3 protein-coding genes are annotated in these 21,665 nt (G+C 76.9%); all 3 read right to left on the bottom strand.

Annotated features, from left to right (window positions below):
* Positions 1 to 312: 312 nt before the first annotated feature.
* Positions 313 to 948, bottom strand: a complete 636-nt coding sequence (locus AC3CHW_RS01760) for a GNAT family N-acetyltransferase (RefSeq protein WP_488469300.1) — start codon at positions 946 to 948, stop codon at positions 313 to 315.
* Between the two features lie 224 nt (positions 949 to 1,172).
* A complete protein-coding gene (locus AC3CHW_RS01755; RefSeq protein WP_176165474.1) occupies positions 1,173 to 1,376 on the bottom strand; it encodes an MbtH family protein in 204 nt (67 codons plus the stop codon).
* Positions 1,377 to 1,552: 176 nt separating this feature from the next.
* Positions 1,553 to 21,664: a non-ribosomal peptide synthase/polyketide synthase gene (locus tag AC3CHW_RS01750; RefSeq protein WP_488469299.1), complete on the bottom strand. Its 20,112-nt coding sequence runs from the start codon at positions 21,662 to 21,664 to the stop codon at positions 1,553 to 1,555.
* Position 21,665: the final 1 nt, after the last annotated feature.

Genomic DNA, 21,665 nt, shown 5'->3' with positions numbered 1-21,665 from the left:
CGCACCCGGGCCCCCGTTCCGCGTCGAGGCCGCGGGGCGGCGCGGCGCCGACTGGCTCGGTACGGCGTCGGTGAGCGCCCGCACCGACGCCCCCTCCAGGACGACGGCCGGGGCCGCGCCGCGCCGGAGGCTGCGGCCCCGTCGGCGGGTGCCGCGCGATGGCACCGCCGCCCGGTCCGCGCGGGCGCGGGCGTGCGCGAGCCGTACGCCGCGTACGCGCGCCCCCGCCCGCCCCGGCGCGGCATCTCCGCCGCCCTCGCGCCACGGCGTGGTGGCGCGTCGCGGCTTACGGCGGCCGGTTCCGGGTCGCGCTCAGGACTGCGGGCCCGGCGGCAGCGCCGTTTCGCGCCCCGGCGCCCCCTTGGCCGGGTCCGTGACCGGGTCCGTGGCCTCCTTCGGGGCGGCCTCGTTCGGGGCCTGGCTCGGGGCGGTCTCGCTCGGGGCGGCCCCGGTCGGCACGACCAGCATCTTCGTCACCGAGCCGTCGTCGCCCACCACGTCGCGGACGAACGTGAAGCCCAGCCGCGCGCACAGCGCCAGGCTCGCCGAGTTCTCCGCGCCCACCATGCCGTAGACCCGGTCAACCCCAAGCGTCCGCGCGGCGTAGCGGATCAGCTCTCTGACCAGTTCCGAGCCGAGCCCCTTGCCCCAACTGTCGCGGACGAAGGCGGCGATCATCTCGTAGCCGTCGACGTTGCCGGTCTTCTTGATCTCCGCGTGGCCCACGTACGCGCCGTCCAGCCACACGGCCCACAGGTCGAACCGGTGCTGCGGGTAGATCTCGTCCATGATCACCTTGAACACGGCCCGGAGGTCCGCCTCGGGAGCGCGTTCCTGGCCCATCCAGCGGCACACCTCCTCATCGCGCAGCAGTCCGACGAAGGCGTCCTCGTCCTCGGGCCGGTAGGGGGTGAGCGTCATGCGCGCGGTGCGCAGTGTCGGAGTCATATCGGGTCCTTTCCTGGATGGCGCCCGCCCTGGCGCCCGGCGGCCACCGGGCCGGAGGAGCGGAATGAGAGAGGGGAGGGGCGGGGCGCCTGGTGCCACCACGGCGCCTCGTGGCGGGCCGCGCTGACGCCGGGGCGCGGCGCGCGGCCCCGCCCCGGCGTCAGCGCGGCCGGCCGCCGCCTCCGGCCCGCCGCCGGGGGCGGCGGCCGGGAGCGGCGGAGCCGTCAGGACTCGACGCGGTCCATGCGCTCGCGCAGGCTGCGCGGGCGCATGTCCGTCCAGACCTCGTCCACGTACGCGGAGCACTCGTCCTGCGTGCCCTCCTTGCCCACGGCCTGCCAGCCGTCCGGGACCTCCAGGTCGGCCAGCCACAGCGAGTACTGGTCCTCGTCGTTGCGCAGGACCTGGTAGCGGGCGTTCTCGTCCATGTGTGTTCTCCCATCGTGGAGTCGGGGTGCGAAAGAAGCGGATCGGATGTCGGATCGGGTGGGGCGCCGCCGGGGCCCGGCCCCGGCGGCGCCCCACGGGGGGCGTGGGGCCGGGCCGGGCGGCGCTCGGACACCGGCGCCGGCGCGCGGCGCCGGGGCGGCGAGGACGCGCCCGCTCACGCGCCGGCCCTGGCGTGCCCGGCGATGTGGCGCAGCGCCTCGGTGAAGTCCGCGGCCACGGCGCGGATGGTCGCCTCGTCGTGCACGGCGGGCCGGTACCGCCAGGTGAAGGCCAGCCTGCCGGCCTGCACGGCGCCGACCACCTCCAGCAGGTGGGCGCCCGCGTCGCGGGGGTCGTGGTCCTGGCCGAAGGAGCCGTGCTCGGCGCGCACCAGCGCGCCCGCCACCTCGTCGGACCTGGCGTCCCACTGCCCCAGGTAGTTGAAGGCGAGCTGCCCCGCGCCGGGGCGCTCCAACGCGGCGCGCACCTCGTCCGGGCCGTACGTGCGCAGGGCGCCGAACCCGATGCCGTTGCCGGGCACGGCCCGCAACTGCCGCCGCACCGACTTCACCAGCGCCCGCCAGTCGCGGTCCGGCGCGAGGTGGGCGGCGTCCGGCACCCGGAGGCGGACCGGGTGGATGGTGGTGAACCAGCCGACGGTGCGGGAGAGGTCCACGTCCGCCAGCACCTCCTCCCTGCCGTGCCCCTCCAGGTCCACGCTGACCTCGTCGTCCCCGGTCCAGCGCGCCAGGGCCAGCGCGAGCGCGGCCAGCAGCACGTCGTTGATACGGGTGCGGTACGCGGCGGGCGCCGCCCGCAGCAGCGCCTCCGTGTCCTCCTCGCCCAGCGTCGCGACCACCGCGCCGGGCGTGCCGTCCGTGGCGTCCCCGTCGTGGTCCACGGGCAGCGGGGCGGGGGCCACCGCCTGCCGCCAGTAGGGCAGTTCCTCGTCCAGCGCGCCCGCCGCGACATGGGCGGCCAGCCCCCGGGCCCAGTCCCGGTAGGCGGTGGTCCGCCTGCCGAGCGCGATGCTCTCGCCCGCCACGGCCTGCCGGTAGCCGCTCTCCAGGTCGTCCAGCAGGATGCGCCAGGACACCGCGTCGACGACCAGGTGGTGCGCCACGAGCAGCAGGAAGTCCGGCCGCCCGGCGCCCCCGGTGAACAGGGCCGCGCGCAGCAGTGGGCCCCGGCCGATGTCGAAGCCGCCGTGCAGGGCGTCGGCCGCCCGCTCCATGGCCGCGTCGGCCTCCTTCTCCGACAGCCCCGCCAGGTCGTGCCGTACGAGGAGGTCCGGAACGGGGGAGGGGGCCGGGTTGTGCTGCCGCCACTGGCCGCCTTCCTCGGTGAAGCGCATGCGCAGCGCGTCGTGGTGTGCGAGCAGGGCGTCCAGCGCCGCCCGCAGCGCGACGGGGTCGGGGCGGCCCTCCAGTTCGAGCAGCGCGGACTGGTTGAAGTGGTCGCGTGCGGCACGCGGCGTGGCGAAGAACCACGCCTGGATCGGCGTCAACGGCAGGTCGCCGGTGACCGGGCCGCCGTCGTCGTCGGTGGATTCGGTCGTCACCACGGTGGCCAGCGCGGCCACCGTCTGATGGGTGAACAGGTCCTTCGTGGCCAGCCGGAGCCCGTCCCGGCGCAGCCGGGAGACGACCTGCATGCTGAGGATCGAGTCGCCGCCGAGGTCGAAGAAGTTGTCGTCGGCGCCGACGGTGTCCAGGCCCAGCACGTCGGCCCAGATCCGCGCGATCCGCCGCTCGGTCTCCGTGGCCGGCTCCCGGTGCGCGCCGGCGGACCCGGCCACGCCGGCGGCGGGGTCGGGGTCGGGCAGGGCGCGCCGGTCGAGCTTGCCGTTGGCCGTCAGCGGCAGCCGTTCCAGGGGGACGTACAGGGACGGCACCATGTGCGGGGGCAGCGCGCGGGCCAGGTGGTCGCGCAGCTCCGCGACGGGCAGCCCGTCCGGCGCCCCGTCGGCCGGTACGACGTAGGCCACCAGCCGCCCCGGGCCCGCGGAGCGCTGCCCGGCCGGGTCGGCGGACCGTACGGCGACGACCGCGTCGCGCACCAGCGGGACGCGGCGCAGGGCGCTCTCGATCTCGCCCGGCTCGATGCGGAAGCCGCGCAGCTTCACCTGCTCGTCAACCCGTCCCGCGTACCGCAGTTGGCCGTCCGCGCCCCACCGTGCCAGGTCGCCGGTGCGGTACATCCGCTCGCCGGGCTCCCCGTCGGGGCAGGCGACGAACCGGCTCGCGGTCAGCCCCGGGCGCCCCAGGTACCCGCGGGCCAGGTGCGGGCCCGCGACGTACAACTCGCCGATCACGCCGACCGGCACCGGACGCAACGCCGCGTCCAGCACCCGGGCGCGGGTGCCCGCCACCGGGCGGCCGATGGGCGGGGCGCCGCCGTCCGGTGCCAGCGCGTCCGTCCAGGTGGCCACCACGGTCGCCTCGGTCGGCCCGTAGGAGTTGACCATGCGGCGGCCGGGCGCCCAGCGCTCCACCAGGTCGGCCGGGCACGCCTCGGCGCCGACGATCAGGGTGCGCAGGCGCGGCAGGTCACCGGCGGCCTCGGGGGGCACGGTGGCCAGCGCGGCGGGCGGGATCAGCGCGTGCGTGACGCGCCGGTCGGCGAGCACCCGGGCGAGCCGGTCGCCGAGCAGCGGCCCCTCCTCGCCCGCGACGAGCGCGGCGCCGGACAGCAGCGAGACGCACAGCTCCAGGACGGAGGCGTCGAAGCTGGGCGACGCGAACTGCAGCACCCGATCGCCCGGTCGGACCTCGTAGCGCGCCGCGGCGGCCGTGGCGAAGCCGGCGATCCCGGCGTGCGTGACCACCACCGCCTTGGGGGTGCCCGTCGAGCCGGAGGTGTAGATGACGTACGCCGGGTGCCCGGTGGCCAGCGGCGCGCGGCGGTCGGCGTCGGTGGGGGCGGTGTCCGGGCCGTCCGCGCGCCACACGTGCGCCGGGTCGTCGATGACGAGGACGGCGCCGGAGTCGCGCAGCATGAACTCCCGCCGCTCGGCCGGGTACGCGGGGTCCACCGGCAGGAACGCGGCACCCGCCTTCGCCACGGCGAGCTGCGCCACCACCGTCTCCGCCGAGCGGGGCAGCGCGAGCGCCACCACGTCCTCCGGGCCCACGCCCCGGCCGGCGAGGTGGTGCGCCAACCGGTTGGCGGCGCGCTCCACCTCGGCGTACGTCCACTCGCGCGCCCCGGCGACGAGCGCCACCGCGTCGGGTGCCTGGGCCGCCCGCCGCTCGAACAACTCGGCGATCGTGGCCGGGGACACCGCGTCGCCGGCGACCTCGCCGTGCGCGGGCAGCCGCTCCAGCTCCTCGCGGGAGGCCAACGGCAGGGCGGCGACGGGGCGGTGCGGGTCCTCGGCGACGGCGGCCAGCAAGGCGACGAGCTGGCCGGCCATCCGGTCGGCGGTGGCGGCCTCGAACAGGTCGGTGCTGTACGTCAGCAGCCCGCGCAGTTCCCCGGTGTCGGTTTCGGCGAACTCCCAGGTGAGGTCGAACCCGGCGTGGTGGGTGTCCGGCTCGATGTCGCTCACCTCAAGGCCCGGCAGGTCCAGGTCCGCCCCCGGCGCGTTCTGCAGCACGACCATCGCCTGGAACAGCGGGGTGCGGCTGGTGTCGCGTACCGGCTGGACCGCGTCCACCACCTGTTCGAAGGGCACGTCCTGGTGCGCGAAGGCGTCCAGCACCGTGCGCCGCACCCCGTCCAGGACGTCGGGGAAGGACGCGTCCGGGGCGATGGCCGAGCGCAGGGTCAACGTGTTGACGAAGAAGCCGACGAGGCCCTGGGTCTCCGGGCGCTCGCGGCCGGAGGTGACCGTGCCGACGGCGATGTCCCGCTGCCCCGACAGCCGCGCGAGGTACGTCTGCACGGCCGCCACCAGCGTGGTGAACAGCGTGGTCCGCCGCTCCCTGGCGAGAGCGGTGAGCCCGCGGGCCGTGGCGGGCGGCAGCACCAGCGGGGTCGTCGCCCCGGCCCGGCCCCGCTCGGCCGGTCGCGGCCGGTCGGTGGGCAGGTCCAGCGGCTCCACGCCCGCCAGGGTCTGCCGCCAGTACCTCAGGTGCTCCTCGGCCGCCTCCCGCCCGGCGGTCCGCTGCCAGTACGCGATGTCGGCGTACCCCACCGGCAGCGGCGGCAGCGGGCCGACGTCCTCGCCCAGCGCCGCCCGGTAGAGGTGGGCCAGGTCGCCGGTGAGCACGGAGGTGGACCAGCCGTCGGTGACGATGTGGTGCAGGGTCAGGGTCAACACGTGCTCGCTCGCGCCGAGCCGCAGGAGACCGGCGCGCAGCAGCGGCCCTCGACGCAGGTCGAAGGGGCGCGTGCGCTCCGCGTCCAGCAGCTCCGCCAACCGCCGCGCGCGCTCGGCCGGGGCCAGCGGCGACAGGTCGCGCACCGGCAGCGGCACCTCGCCCGGCCCGTGCACGATCTGCACGCCCTGGTCGTCCACGGTGTCGAAGGTGGTGCGCAGCGACTCGTGCCGGGCGACCAGCCCAGCCAGCGCGGTACGCAGCGCGGCGGCGTCCAAGTGGCCGCGCAGGCGCAGCGCCAGCGGGGTGATGTACTCGGTGCCGCCGGGCGCGAACGCGTCCAGGAACCACAGGCGTTGCTGCGCGTACGACAGCGGCAGCCGGTCCCGGGCCACCGGGGCGGGCGCGATCGGGGTCCGCCCCGTGGCACGCCGCCCGGTGAGCAGCGCCGCGACGCCGGCCGGCGTCGAGTGGGTGAACACCGTCCGCGGGGTGACCTCGGTGTCGAACTCCGCCGCGAGGCGGGAGGCGAGCCGGATGCTGAGGATCGAGTCGCCGCCCAGCGCGAAGAAGTCGTCCTCCACGCCCACCGCCTCCACCCGCAGCACCTCGGCCCACACCCGCGCGGCGCGAGCCTCGGCCTCGGTGCGCGGGGCTACCGCGCCGGGCCCCGCGACGGCGGGCGCCGGCGCGGGCAGGGCCGCCCGGTCCACCTTGCCGTTGGCGCTCAGCGGCAGCGCCGCCAGCCGTACGAACGCCGAGGGCACCAGGTAGTCGGGCAGGGCGCGTTCGGCGTGGGCGCGCACGTCATCGGTGTCCAACCCCTCGTCGCCCACCAGGTAGGCGACGAGCCGCTTGGCGCCGTGGTGCTCCTCGCGGGCCACCACCGCCGCGTCCCGTACCTCGGGGTGGCTGGCGAGGACGCCCTCGACCTCGCCCGGCTCGACCCGGAAACCACGGACCTTCACCTGGTCGTCGGCCCGACCCCGGAACTCCACCGTGCCGTCGACGCGGCGGCGGGCCAGGTCGCCGGTGCGGTACATCCGCTCGCCGGGCGGGCCGAACGGGTCGGCGACGAACCGCCCCGCCGTCGCCCCCGGCCGGTCGAGGTAGCCGCGGGCCACGCCCTCCCCGGCCAGGTACAGCTCGCCGACCGTGCCAGGGGGCACCGGCCGCAGCCGCGCGTCGAGCACGTGGACGCGCAGGTCGTCCAGCGGATGCCCGATGGGCACCGGGTCCGGCACGGCGGCCGGGTCGGACATCGCGAAGGACGTGGCGAAGGTCGTGGCCTCGGTCGGCCCGTACCCGTCGACCACCACCAGACCGGGGCAGGCGGCCAGCACGCGGCGCACGGCCGCGGCCGGGACGACGTCGCCGCCGGTCCACACCTGCCGCAGCCCCGCCAGGGCGTCGGGCGCGTCCTGCGCCAGCAGCCGGAACAGGCCGGCCGTCAGCCACACCGCCGTCAGACCCCGGTCGGCGACCAGCCGTCGCAGTACGGCGGCGTCCAGCGGCCCCGGGGGAGCGACGACGACCTGGCCGCCGCCCAGGAGCGGCGCCCACACCTCGAAGGTGGTCGCGTCGAAGGCGACCGGCGAGTGCAGCAGGACCCGCTCGCACACCCCGTCAGCGAACCGGCCGTCGGTGGCCAGCGAGGCCACGTCCCGGTGCCGCACCCCCACCGGCTTGGGCAGCCCCGTGGAGCCCGAGGTGAACATCACGTACGCCAACCGGTCCGGGTCCGCGGGCGGCAGCGCCGCCGGGCCGGGAAGGGGCGCCGTCCGGGCGGCGGCCACCTCGTCGGCGGTCAGCCGGACGGACGCCCGCGCCTGCTCACGCAGGACCGCGCGGCGCCCGGCGGGCGCGCGGCCGTCCACGGGCACGTACGCGCCGCCCGCCCTGACCACCGCGAGCTGGGCCACGACGAGTTCGACCGAGCGGTCCATGAGCAGCGCGACCCGGTCCTCCACGGCCAGCCCGCCGGTCACCAGGCGTGCCGCCAGCCGGTCGGACCAGTCGGCGAGTTCGCGGTAGGTGAGCCGCCGGCCGCCGTCCTCGACCAGCGCGACCGCGTCCGGGGCGCTGCGCACCCGGGCGGCGAACAGGTCCACCGGCGAGCCGGGCCGGGTCGGGCGCGCGGTGGTGTTCCAGCCGCGCAGCACCGCGCGGTCGTCGTCGGTGAGCGGCTCCAGGTCCCCGGGCGAGCGTGTCCCGCCGCTCGCCAGTGCCTCGGCGGTGGCCGACAGCAGCGCCGCCAGGTGCGCCGTGGCCCGTTCCACCGTCGCCCGCTCGAAGAGCGCCTCGTCGTAGTCGAGGTCGAAGCCGATGCGGTCGCCGACGTAGGCCCGCAGGCACAGCGGGAAGGTGGTGGCGGTCTCGGCGCGTACGTCCACGATCGCGATGCCCGCGTCGGCCGCGGCCCGCTCGTCGAAGGGGTAGTTCTCGAAGACGACCATGCTGTCGAAGAGCGCGGTGCCCGCGGGTACGTCGCTGAGCGCCTGGATGCGCGGCAGGGCGACGAAGTCGAAGCGCCGGGCGTCGCTCTGCTCTTCCTGGAGGGCGCGCAGCCAGGACAGCACGCCGCCGGGTTCGTCGGCGCGGACCCGGGTGGGCACCGTGTTGATGAACAGACCCACCATGTCCTCCACGCCCGGCAGTTCGGCGGGCCGGCCGGAGACCGTGGTGCCGAACACCACCTCCCGGCGCCCGCCGAAGCGGGCCAGCAGCAGCGCCCAGGCGCCCTGCACCACGGTGTTGACGGTCAGCGCGCCCCGGCCGGCCGCCTCCCGCAGCCTGCCCGAGACCTCCTCGCTCAGCTCCAGGTGGACCGAGGCGGCCGACCTGGCGCGGTGCGCCTCCACCGGCGGCCGGTCGTAGGGCAGTGGCGTGGGTTCGGTGAACCCGGCCAGGGCGTCGGCCCAGTACCGCTCGGCCTCCGCCTGGTCGCGCTCGCCCAGCCAGTGCAGGAAGTCGCGGAAGGGGCGGCGGGCGGGCGGGTGCGCGGCGGACCCGGCGACGGCCGCCGCGTACCGCGCGCACACCTCCGTGAAGAGCTGCCCGGTGCTCCAGCCGTCCAGCATCAGGTGGTGCGACGACCAGACCAGCATCACCTCGTCAGCGGGGAGCGCGGCGAGCGCCAGCCGGCACAGCGGGGCCACCGTGACGTCCATGCCGGCCGCCCGGTCCTCGGCCAGCAGCCGGTCGAGCGCCGCCTCCCGGTCGGCGGGGGACAGCGACCGCCAGTCGTGACGGGTGACGGGCAGCGCGGCACGCCGCCGCACGACCTGCACCGGGTGCGGCAGGTCCCGCCAGTGGACGGCGGAGCGCAGCGCGGGGGTGCGGTCGGCCACCTCCCGCCAGGCGTCCGCGAACGCCTCCGGGTCGGCGACGCCCGCGACACGGACGACCAACTGGTCCACGTAGGCGTCCGCCGTGTCGACCAGGCCGTGGAAGAGCATGCCCGCCTGGAGCGCCGTCAGCGGCAGGACGTCCTCCACCTCGCCGCCGTTGCCCGCGACCAGGTCCACCTGCCGCTGGTCGAGCCCGGCGAGCGGGAAGTCGGAGGGGCTGCGGCCCCCCGCGCCTGGGGTCGCGCAGTGCGCGACGATCTCGCCCAGCGCCGCGACCGTCTCCTCGGCGAGCCGGCGCACCAGCGACTCGTCGTACACCGCGGGCGGGTAGGTCCAGCCCAGCTCCAGCACGCCACCCTGGACGACACCCGTCACCTCCAGCGCGTACGGGCGGGTCTCCTTGGGCGCGGTGTCCTGCCCGGCCGGCGGCAGCGCGGCCCGCAACAGGCCGTCGGCGGCCGGCTGTTCACCGGTGGCCACGTCCCACTGGCCGTGGTAGTTGAAGCCGACGCGCGGCGCGGGCGCGGCGGGCAGCGGGCTCGGTCGCCGCAGGTGACGCAGCGCGCCGTAGCTCAGGCCCCGCAGCGGCACGCCGCGCACCTGCTCCTTCACCGACAACAGGGTCCGCCGCCAGTCCGCGTCCGGCGCGACGGTCAGGGCCAGCGGGAACTCGGCGGTGAACCAGCCGACCGTGCGGGAGGTGTCCAGATCGTCGAACAGCTCCTCCCGGCCGTGGCCCTCCACGCCGATGAGCACCGTCTCCCGGCCGCACCAGCGGGCCAGCGTCCGGCCCAGGGCACTCAGCAGCACGTCGGCCACCTGGGTGCGGTACACCTCCGGCACCCGCCGCAACAGGGCCTCGGTCTCGGCCTGGCCCAGGTGGACGGTGACCGTGCGCGCCGCGCCCTGCGGGTCGGGCCCGCCGCGACCGGCGGGCAGCTCGGCCGGCGCGGCGCACACGGCGCTCCAGTACGCCGCGTCGCCGTCGAAGGCGCCGGAGTCCGCGTACCGCGCCAGGCGGTGCGCCCACTGCCCGAACCCGGTCTCCACCGGGGCGAGTTCGGCCGGCCGCCCGGCCGCCGCGTCGCGGTAGGCGCTCTCCAGGTCGCCCAGCAGGACGCGCCAGGACACCCCGTCCACCACCAGGTGGTGGACGGTGAGCACCAACTGCGGCGGTGCGTCGGCGCCCCGGTCGAAGAACAGGGCCCGCGCCACGTGGCCCACGGTCGGGTCGAGCGAGTCCCGCGCCTCGTCGGTCGCGGCGCGCACCGCCGCCTCCAGGGCGGCGCCGTCCAGCCCGCGCACGTCGTGCCGGGTGAACACCGCCTCGGGCGCGGCGGGCAGCGCCTCCTGCGACCAGGCGCCGTCGGCGTGCCGGAACCGGGTGCGCAGCCCCTCGTGCCGGGCCACCAGCGCGGCCACGGCCGCCTCCAGCGCGAAGGCGTCGGTGCCGGGGGCCAGCTCCACCCGGTTGGTCATGGTGAAGCGCAACCGGTCGCCGGGCCGGCGACCCGCCAGGTACCAGTGCTGGATCGGGGTGAGTGGCGCCGGGCCGCTCGGCGCCTTCGGCGCGCCGCCCGCCCGCAGGTCCGCCTGCCCGGCGCGCAGCGCCAGTTCGGCGACGGTCTGGTGGCGGAAGACGTCCTTGGAGGTGAGGGCCAACCCGGCGCGCCGGGCCCGGGAGACGATCTGGATGCTGAGGATGGAGTCCCCGCCCAGGGTGAAGAAGTTGTCCTCCACGCCGACCCGGGGGACGCCGAGCACCTCCGCCCAGATGCCGGCGAGCAGCGTCTCGGCATCGGTGCGTGGTGCCACGTGCGTGCCCGCCCCGTCCGGCTGGGCGGGCGGCTCGGGCAGGGCGCCGCGGTCCGTCTTGCCGCTGCTGGTCCGCGGAATCCGCGCCAGGGTGACGAACACCGAGGGCACCATGTAGTCCGGCAGGCTCCGCCGCAGCCGTACCCGCAGCTCCTCCGCGGCCGGTGGCCGTGGCCCGTCGGGCACCAGGTAGGCCACGAGCCGTGCCCGGCCCGCGTGCTCCCGGGCCACCACCACCGCGTCCCGTACCCCTCCGGCGGCCAGCAGCGCCGCCTCCACCTCGCCGGGCTCGATGCGGAACCCGCGCACCTTCACCTGCTCGTCGGCGCGCCCGAGGAACTCCAGCAGCCCCCGGTCATCCCAGCGGGCCAGGTCGCCGGTGCGGTACATGCGCGTCCCCGGCGGCCCGAACGGGTCGGCCACGAACCGGCCGGCGGTCAGGCCCGGCCGCCCCAGATAGCCGCGGGCGACCTGGGCCCCCGCCAGGTACAGCTCACCCGGCAGGCCGACCGGCACCGGCCGCAGCGCCGCGTCGAGCACATAGGCCCGCATGCCCCGGCCAGGGCGGCCGATGAGCGGGCGCCGCGGCTGCTCGGCGAACGGCCCGTACACGGCGTCGACGGTGCACTCGGTGGGCCCGTACACGTTGTACGCCGCCACGCCCTCCAGGGCGCGCAGCTCCCGCCACAGCGGGGCGCCGACCGCCTCGCCGCCCACCAGGACCAACCGGGGGCGGTGGCCGCCGGTGAACAGCCCGGCGGCCACCAGCTCCTGGAGGAAGGACGGGGTGGTGTTCACGCAGTCGATCCGGTGCTCCGCCACCAGGGCCACGAACGCCGCCGGATCGTGCCGCACGTCCTCGTCCACCAGGTGCACCCGCTGGCCTAGGGCCAGCAGCAGCGGGCCCTCCCAGGAGGTGTCGAAGGAGAACGCGGCGCTCAGCGCGAACCGCAGCCGCCCGCCGTCCCCGGTGTGCGGGGCCACCAGGCCCGCCAGGTGGTCGCGGCACAGGCTGAGCAGGTGCCGGTGCTCGACCAGCACGCCCTTGGGCCGGCCGGTGGAGCCCGAGGTGTAGTTCAGGTAGGCCGCGTGGGCGGCGCGCAGCGGCGCGATCCGGTCGGCGTCGGTGGGGTCATGGTCGGGGAGTCCCGCGAGCGGCGCCTCGCGCAGCGTGTCGGGCTCCAGCACCACGTGCGGCGCGGCGTCCTCGTACAGCAGCGCCACGCGCTCCTCGGGCAGCTCCGGGTCCACCGACAGATGGGTGCCCCCGGCCTTGAGCACGGCCAGCAGCGCCACCAGCATGTCCGAGGTGCGCGGCAGCCGCACGGCCACCAGCCGCTCGGGTCCGACGCCCCGCGCGATGAGGTGGTGGGCCAGCCGGTTGGCGCGGGCGTTGAGGGTGGCGAAGTCCAGCGTCGCGTCCCGGGCCACCAGGGCGGTGGCGCGCGGGGTGCGGGCCGCCGACTCCTGGAAGAGGTCCACCAGCGTCGCGTCCGGCGCGGGCGCGGGCAGCGGCTCGCCCTGCCACCGGGTGAGCGTGCGCCGCCGCTCGGCGTCGGTCATCAGCGGCAGCGCCCCCACCGGGCGGTCCGGGTCGTCCGCGACCGCCTCCAGGAGCAGCCGCAGCCGCTCCACCGCCCGCTCCACCGTGGCCTCGTCGAACAGGGCCGTGTCGTACTCCACGTAGCCGCTCAGCCCGTCGTCGCCCGCCACGAAGTCGAAGCTCAGGTCGAAGGTGGCGTGCCGCACGGGCGGCGTGAGCGCCTCGACGGACAGGCCCGGCAACTCCGGTTCCCGGCCGCCCAGGTTGTGCAGGGCGACCATGACCTGGAACAGCGGGGTGCGGCTGGTGTCCCGCTCCGGCCGCACCGCCTCCACCAGGCGTTCGAAGGGCACGTCCTGGTGCGCGAAGGCGTCCAGGACCGTCGCGCGCACCTCGCCCAGGAGCCGGCTGAACGGCGCGTCGGGCCGCACCCGGTTCCGCAGCACCAGGGTGTTCACGAACATGCCCACCAGGTGCTCCAGTTCGGGGCGGTCGCGCCCCGCGGTCACCGTGCCGACCGCGATGTCCTCCTGGCCCGACCAGCGGGCGAGCAGCACCTCACAGGCCGCGAGCAACGTCATGTACAAGGTGGCGTCGGCCCGGCGCCCGGCCTCCCGGAGCCGGTCGGTCAGCGCGGCGGGCAGCGAGAACTCCAGCAGTGCCCCGTCGCCCGCGCGCACGGCCGGCCGCGGCCGGTCCGTCGGCAGCTCCAGCGGGGCCACCCCGGCCAGCCGCTCCCGCCAGTGGGCGAGGGCGGCCTCGTCGGCGGCGGCGGCCCGCGCGTCCTGCCAGGCCGCGAAGTCCACGTACGCCAGGGGCAGTTCGGGAAGGCGCGGCGGGCGGCCGGTCAGGGCCGCCGCGTACAGCTCGGCCAGGTCCCGGCCGAGCACGGTCGCCGACCAGCCGTCGGTGGCGATGTGGTGCACGGCCAGCGTCACCACGTGCTCGTCGGCGGCCAGGTGGACGAGCCCGGCCCGCAGCAGCGGCCCGCGCGCCAGGTCGAAGGGGGTGCCGGCCTCGCGGGCCAGCAGCGCGTCGAGCGCGGCGGCGCGCTCGTCCGGCGGCGTGGCCGACAGGTCGGCGCGCGCCACCTCCACCGGGTGCGGCGGTCGCACGCGCTGGCGGGCCCGGCCGTCCTCGTCGGCGAACGTGGTGCGCAGCGGCTCGTGCCGGGCCACCAGCCCGTCGAGGGCCGCGCGCAGGGCGCGGACGTCGAGCGCGCCGCGCAGCCGCAGCGCCGACAGCGTCACGTACGTGGTGCCGCCGGGCTCGAAGCGGTCCAGGAACCACAGCCGCCGCTGGGCCGGTGACAGCGGCAGCGGGCCGGTGCGGTCGGCCGCCGGGATCGGGTCGGCCGCCGCGCCGGCCGACCTCGGGGCCGGCAGGGCCGCGGCCAGTTCCGCGACGGTGGGGTGGGTGAACAGCAGCCGTGGGGAGACCTCCGCGCCGAGGGCGGCGTGCAGCCGGGAGGCGACGCGGACGGCGAGGATCGAGTCACCGCCAAGCGCGAAGAAGCCGTCGTCGGCGCCGACCTCGCCCGTGCCGAGCACCTGCGACCACGCGCTGGCCACCAGCCGCTCGGCCTCGGTGCGCGGCGCGACGCGCTCGCCGGCCGCCGCGTAGCCGTCCCGGTCGGGGGCGGGCAGGGCGCGCCGGTCGAGCTTGCCGTTGACGGTCAGCGGCAGCGCCGTGAGGGCCACGTACGCGGCGGGCACCATGTGCGCGGGCAGCCGCTCCCGCAGGTGCGCGCGCAGGGTGGCGGCCGACGGCGGCGCGGCCGGGTCCACGCCCACGACGTGGGCGACCAGCCGCCGCACGCCCGGGGTGTCCTCGCGCACGCCGACCGCGGCGTCGGCGACGGCGGGGTGCGCGGTCAGCGCGGCCTCGATCTCGCCCGGTTCGATACGGAACCCGCGGATCTTCACCTGCTGGTCGGCCCGGCCCAGGTAGTCCAGGGTGCCGTCCGCCCGCCACCGCGCGCGGTCGCCGGTGCGGTACATGCGCGTCCCCGCCGGGCCGAACGGGTCGGCCACGAAGCGCGCGGCGGTGAGGCCGGGGCGGTTCAGGTAGCCGCGGGCCAGGCCCTCGCCCGCGACGTACATCTCGCCCACCGCGCCGGGCGGCACCGGCGCGAGGTCGCCGTCGAGCACGTACACCCGCAGGTCCCCGATGCCGCGGCCGATGCCGCTCGACGTGGCCCCGGTGACGGTGGCGCGATCCAGCGGCGCGTACGTGACGTGCACCGTGGTCTCGGTGATGCCGTACATGTTGACCAGCACCGGCGCGGTGTCGGGGTGCCGGTCGTACCAGTCGGTCAGCCGCCCCGGCTCCAGGGCCTCGCCGCCGAAGACCACCCGGCGCAGCGCCAGCCGGTCGCCCAGCTCCGGGTGCTCGGCGTCCGCGCGTACCAGCGGCTGGAACGCCGACGGCGTCTGGTTGAGGACCGTCACCCGCTCGTCCACCAGCAGGCGCAGGAAGTCCTTCGGCGACCTGGCCACGTCGTGCGGGACGACGACCAGCCGCCCGCCGTGCGCCAGCGCGCCCCAGATCTCCCAGACGGAGAAGTCGAACGCGTACGAGTGGAACAGCGTCCACACGTCGTGCTCGTCGAAGCCGAACCAGTCCCGGGTGCGCTCCAGCAGCCGCACCACGTTGGAGTGCGGCACCACCACGCCCTTGGGCAGCCCGGTGGAGCCCGAGGTGTAGATCACGTACGCGGGGTGACCGGGCCGCGGGCGGTGGGCGGGGCCGGGCCCGGCGGCGGGCCGGCGGGCCAGGTCGGCCCGGACGTCGGGGTCGTCCAGGAGCAGCCGGGGGCAGCCGGCGTCCCGTACCCGCTCCGCGACGGCGCCCGTCGTCACCAGCAGCGCCGGCGCCGCGTCGCCCAGCAGGTGGGCGATGCGACCGGCGGGCAGCTCCGGGTCGATCGGCACGTAGGCCGCCCCGCTCTTGACCACCGCCAGCAGCGCCACCAGCAGCTCCGTCGAGCGGGGCAGGGCGAGCGCCACGAACCGCTCGGGGCGGGCCCCGCACTCGGCGAGCCGGTGCGCCAACCGGCTGGCCGCGGCGTCGAGTTCGGCGTACGTCAGGGCGGCGTCCGGGCCGCTCACCGCCACGGCGTCCGGGGTGCGGGACGCCCGCGCCTCGAACAGGTCCACCAGGGTCCGCCCCGAGTGCCCCCGTTCGATGCCGTTCCAGTCGACCAGCACGCGGCGGCGCTCGTCGGCGGTCGTCCAGGCCAGCTCCCGCAGGGGCCGGTCGGGGCCGGCCGCCAGCTCGCCGAGCAGCAGGCACAGCCGGTCGGTGACGGTGCGCGCCGTGGCCGGGTCGAACAGCTCGGGGTCGTAGGCGAGGTCGAACCCGAGACGGTCGCTCTGGTAGGCGCGCAGCACCAGGGGGAAGTTGGTGGCGTCGCGCGAGGCCACCTCCCGGACCCGGACCCCGGCGTCGGCGGTGCGGGCGTCGTCGAACGGGTAGTTCTCGAAGGCGACCATGCTGTCGAACAGCGCGGTGCCCGTCGGCACGTCGCTGAGGGCGGTCACCCGCGCCAGCGACACGGCCTCGAAGCGGCGCGCCTCCGCCTGCGCGTCCTGCACCTGGCGCAGCCACGCCGCGGCCGGCCGGTCCCCGTCCACCCGGACCCGGGTGGGCAGCGTGTTGATGAACATGCCCACCATCGACTCCACGCCGTCCAACTCCGCCGGGCGGCCCGAGACGGTGCTGCCGAACACCACCTCGCGCTCGGCGGCGTAGCGGGACAGCAGCAGCGCCCACGCGCCCTGCACCACGGTGTTCAGGGTGAGCCCGCGGCGCTGCGCGGCCCGCGCCAGCTCCCGCGACACCTCGACGGGCAGGGCGGCGGCCACCACCTCCGCCGAGCGGGAGCGGTGGGCCTCGCGGGGCGGTCGGTCATAGGGCAGCGGCGTCGGTGTCGCGAACCCGGCCAGAGCCGTCCGCCAGAACTCCTCGGTCTCCCGCGTCCGGCCCTGCCTCCCGGCCAGCCAGCGCACGTAGTCGCCGAACGGGCGGCGGCGCGGCGGCGCGTACGAGCGGCCCGCGACGAGCGCCGCGTACTCCTCGCACACCTCGGTCAGCACCTGCGCCAGGCTCCAGCCGTCCAGGATCAGGTGGTGTGAGGTCCACACCAGGTGCAGGCCGTCGCCGGGCAGCCGGGCCAGCGACAGGCGCAGCAGCGGCGCGGTGCCCAGGTCCATGCCGCGCGCCAGGTCGCGCTCCTTCAACCGGGCGAGCGCCCGCGCGCGACCGGCCTCGTCCAACTCCCGCCAGTCGTGGTGCTCCACGGGCACCTCGGCCCGGCGGTCGACGATCTGCACCGGTTGGGGCACGTCCTCCCAGACGACGCGGCTGCGCAGCGCCGGCGTCCGGTCCACCACCCGCTGCCAGGCGCGGGCGAAGCCCTCCGGGTCCGCCACCCCGTCCAGCAGCAGGGCGGCCTGGTCGAGGTAGACGTCGTCGTCCGCGCCGTCCAGCAGGCGGTGGAAGACCATGCCCTCCTGCAACGGCGTCAGCGGCAGGATGTCCTCCACCGCGCGCCCGTCACCGGCCAGCCGGTCCACCCGCGCCTGGTCCAGGCCGGCCAGCGGGAAGTCGGACGGGGTGCGCCCGCCGGCCCCCGGCAGCGCGCAGTGGTCCACGATGGCGGCCAGCGCCCGCACCGTGGCCTCGGCCAGGTCGCGCACCGTGCCCTCGTCGTGCACCTGGTCGCTGTAGTGCCAGGTGGTCTCCAGCACGCCGTCGGCCACGACCGCCGAGACGTCGAGCAGGTGGTCGAGCCGTTCACCGGCCGCCATCTCGCCGCCCGGCACCTCGCCCGCCGGAGCGAAGTCGCCGCCCGGCGCCGCGTCCCACTGGCCGTGGTAGTTGAAGCACACCTGCGGCAGCGGCACCTCGCGCAGGGCGCGCGCCGCCCGGTGTGGCGAGTCCAGGCGAGCCAGCGCCTCGTAGCCGAAGCCGCGCCGGGGCACGGCCCGCAGCCGCTCCTTCACCGACTTCAGCACCGCGCCCCAGTCGGGCTCGGTCCCGCCCGTCCCGTCCAACGTGAAGGTCACCGGGTACTGGGCGGTGAACCAGCCGACGGAACGGGACAGGTCCACGGCGGGCGCGGCGCCCGCTTCCTCCGCCCCGTCCTCGCCCCGTCCGGTCGCCGGCCCGTCCTCGATCTCCTCCCGGCCGTGCCCCTCCAGGGCCACGGTCACCCGGTCGGAGCCGGTCCAGTCGGCGAGCGTCCGGCATACGGCGCTGAGCAGGACGTCGTCGACGCGGGTGCGGTACGCGGCGGGCACCCGGCGCAGCAGCGCCTCGGTGGCCTCGCGCGACAGCTCGGCGCGCACGGTGCGCACCGATCCGGCGAGCGGCACCCCGGGCCGGTCCACGGGCAGCGGCACGCGGGGCTGCTCGCTCTCCCGCGTCCAGTACGGCAGGTCCGCGTCGAGCCCGCCCGTGGCCACCCAGCGGGCCAGCCGCTCGGTCCAGGTGGTGTACGGCGTGGTCGCCGGCTCCAGTCGGACCTCCGCGCCGGCGGCGGCCTGGCGGTAGCCGCTCTCCAGGTCGGCCAGCAGGATGCGCCAGGAGACGCTGTCGACGGCCAGGTGGTGGGCGGTCAGCAGCAACTGCGGGCGCTCGCCGGCCTCCGGGCGCAGCAGGGCGGCGCGCAGCAGCGTGCCGTCGGCCGGGTCGAGACCGGCGCGCAACTCGTCGGCCACCGCGCGCAGGGCCGCCTCCCTGCCGGGGCCCTCGGCCCGTGGCACGTCGCGGTGGACCAGCGGGCCGGGTGCCTTCGCGCCGCCGTCGGCCATCGGGTACTGGCGCCAGGAGCCGTTCTCGCGGGCGAACCGGGTGCGCAGCGCCGGATGGTGGGCGCTCACGGCGCGCAGCGCGCGCTCCAGGGCCTCCGGGTCGGTCTCGGGTGGCAGGTCGAGCAGCATCGACATGGTGAAGTGCCGCAGCGGCCCGTGCGTGGCGAGGAACCACTCCTGGATCGGGGCCAGCGGGCCGGGCCCGGCCTCCTGCCGCGGCGCGGTGGTGACCGGCGGGGCGGCGCGCCGTTCGGCGGCGGCGGCGAGTTCGGCGACGGTCTGGTGCCGGAAGACGTCCCGCGAGGTCACGTGCAGCCCGGCGGCCCGGGCCCGGGACACCGTCTGGATGCCGAGGATCGAGTCGCCGCCCAGCTCGAAGAAGTTGTCGTCGACGCCCACGTGGGCCACGCCCAGCACGGCCGACCAGATCCCGGCCAGCTCCCGCTCCGCCGTGGTGCGCGGGGCGGTGAACTCCCGCTCGCCCGCCGCGGCGTCCGGGTCGGGGGCGGGCAGCGCGCGCCGGTCCAGCTTGCCGCTGACGGTCAGCGGCAGCGCGTCCAGCACGACGAACGCGGCGGGCACCAGGTGGCGCGGCAGGGTCAGCGACAGCGCCTGCCGCAACGCGGCGGGCACCGGCCGCCCCGCGCCGACCGCGGGCACCACGTAGCCGGCGAGCCGGGCGTGGCCGCGCTCGTCGGAGACCGCCACGACGGCGGCCTCGGCCACCTCGGGCAGCGCCGTCAGCGCCGCCTCCACTTCGCCCGGCTCCACCCGGTGGCCGCGGATCTTTACCTGGTCGTCGGCGCGGCCGAGGTAGTCCAGCCGCCCGTCCGAGGTCCACCGGGCCAGGTCGCCGGTGCGGTACATCCTGCCGCCGGGCGGGCCGAAGGGGTCGGGCACGAACCGCGCGGCGGTCAGCCCCGGCCGGCGCAGGTAGCCGCGCGCCACCTGGTCGCCCGCCAGGTACAGCTCACCGCCGACGCCGACGGGCACCGGCTGCCCCCGGCCGTCCAGTACGTAGGCGCGCACGTTGTCCAGCGGCCGGCCCACCACCGGCCGCACCGCGCCGTCCACGCGGCAGGCCAGCGCGTCGACCGTGCACTCGGTGGGCCCGTAGAAGTTGTACGCGGCCACGTCCGGCAGTCCGGCCAGCTCGCGCCACAGCGCGGGGCCGATGGCCTCGCCGCCGAGCATCAGCACCCGCGGGTGGTGGCGGGGGTCGGTGAGCAGCCCGGCGGGCAGTAACTGCCGCAGGTAGGAGGGGGTCACGTCGAGGAAGTCGACGCGGTGCTCGACGACGTACTCCACCAGGGCGGCCGGGTCGAGCCGGGTGGCCTCGTCCACCAGGTGCAGCCGGTGGCCGTCGGCCATCAACAACACGCCCTCCAGCGAGGTGTCGAAGGAGAACGACGCGGTCAGGGCCACCCGCAGCGGGCCGCCGCCGGCGTCGGCGACGAAGCCCTCGCGGTGCGCGGCGAGCAGGTTCACCAGCGAGCGGTGCTCGACGGACACGCCCTTGGGGCGGCCGGTGGAACCGGAGGTGTAGATCACGTACGCCGTGTTGTCGGGGCGCAGCGGTCCGAGCCGGTCGGCGTCGGTGGGGTCGTCCTCCCGGCCCGTGGCGGGGAGTGCGCGCAGCGTCTCCTCGTCGACCAGCAGCGCGGGTTCGGCGTCCGCCAGCAGCAGCCGGGTCCGCTCCTCGGGCAGTTCCGGGTCCACCGGCAGGTAGCCGGCGCCGGACTTCCACACGGCCAGGATCGCGACGACCATGTCGGCGGCGCGCGGCAGCCGCACCGCCACCAGCCGTTCGGGCCCGGCGCCACGGGCTATGAGGTGGTGGGCGAGGAGGTTGGCGCGGGCGTTGAGCGTGGCGTAGTCCAGCGTGGCGTCGCGGGCCACCAGCGCCGTCGCGCGGGGGGTACGGGCGGCCCGGGCCTGGAACAGCTCCGGGTAGGTGGCCGGCGGCACCGGCCGGGCCGTGGCGTTCCACTCCACCAGCAACAGCCGCCGCTCCGCCTCCGACAGCAGGTCCAACTCGCCCAGCGCCCGGTCGGGTTCGGTCGTGACCCCGTCGAGCAGGGCGACCAGTTGCCCGGCCATGCGGGCGGCGGTCGCCGCGTCGAACAGGTCGGTGCGGTACTCCAGCAGACCGGCCAGCCCGTCCCCGTCGGGTACGAACTCGACGCTGAGGTCGAAGGTGGCCGACCGGCGCGGCACGGCGACCGGCTCGGCCACCAGGCCGCGCGGGGCGGGTACGGCGGGCGGGGCGGGGTGGAGCAGGACCATGGCGTCGAACAGCGGGTTGCGCCCCGCCTCGCGGGCCGCGCCCACCGCGTCCACCAGCCGCTCGAAGGGGACGTCGTCGTGGGCGAAGGCGTCGAGCACCGTGGTGGAGGAGGCGGCGAGGAGTTCCCGGTAGGAGCGGGCGGTGTCCACCGGCGTCCTGAGCACCACCGTGTTGACGAACAGGCCCACCGCGCGCTCCAGTTCGGTGCGCCCACGGCCGGGCGTCAGCGAGCCCACGGCGATGTCGTCCTGCCCCGACCAGCGGGCGAACAGCGCCTGGCAGGCGGCGACCAGCGCGGCGAACAGCGTGGTGTGCTGCCCCGCCGCCAGCTCCCGCAGCCGGGCCGTGGTGGCCGCCGGGACGGCGAAGGGGTGCACGGCGCCGTCCCCGGCCTCCCGGCCCTCGCGCGGGCGGTCCAGCGGCAGCTCCAGCGGCTCCAGGCCGTCCAACTGCTTGGTCCAGTAGGCGAGGTGCTCCTCCAGCGCCGCGCCGGTCAGCCGCTCGCGCTGCCAGAGCGCGAAGTCCGGGTACTGGGTGGCGACCGGGGGCAGCGTCGGCTCCTCGCCGCGCGCCAGCGATTCGTACGCGGCGCACACCTCCTCCACCAGCACGCCCATCGACCAGCCGTCGGTGACGGTGTGGTGCGCGGTGACCAGCAGGACGTGCTCGGTGCCCGAGGCGCGCAGCAACACGGCCCGCAGCAGCGGACCGCCGCGCAGGTCGAACGGGCGCGCGTACTCCGCGAGCAGCGCCGCCTCCAGCACCGCCCCCGGATCCGCGTCTGGGCCCGCCGCCTCCGAGTCCGCCGCGTCCGGTCCCGCCGTCAGGTCGCGTACGGGCAGCTCCACCGGGCCCGCGGGGCGCACCCGCTGCACCGGCCGGCCGTCGTCGGTGTCGAAGGTGGTGCGCAGCGCCTCGTGGCGGGCCACGACGGTCCGCAGCGCCCCGGCGAGCGCCTCCCGGTCCAGCTCGCCGGTCAGCCGCAGCGCGACCGCGCTGTTGTAGCGGGCGTCGCCCGGTTCGAGCTGGTCGAGCAGCCACAGCCGCTGCTGGGCGAAGGACGGCGGCAGCGGCCGGGAGCGGTCCGCGCGCGGAATGCCGTCCCCGCCTCCGGCGGCCTGGCCGGCCTTGCCCGCCAGGCGCCGGCGCAGCGCCTCCTGGAGATCGCGCGGCAGGGCCGCGGCACGGTTCTGCTTCGAGTTCGAAGACGTCATG

Source organism: Streptomyces sp. MGP-BFMKR1 (assembly GCF_057766585.1).
The sequence above is the reverse complement of the archived record's forward strand: the minus strand, read 5'-3'. Positions and strand labels throughout refer to the sequence as shown.

Coding starts and splice junctions, on each gene's coding strand:
- AC3CHW_RS01760 (WP_488469300.1), bottom strand. CDS start 948: ATGACTCCGACACTGCGCACCGCGCGCATGACGCTCACCCCCTACCGG.
- AC3CHW_RS01750 (WP_488469299.1), bottom strand. CDS start 21,664: ATGACGTCTTCGAACTCGAAGCAGAACCGTGCCGCGGCCCTGCCGCGC.
- AC3CHW_RS01755 (WP_176165474.1), bottom strand. CDS start 1,376: ATGGACGAGAACGCCCGCTACCAGGTCCTGCGCAACGACGAGGACCAG.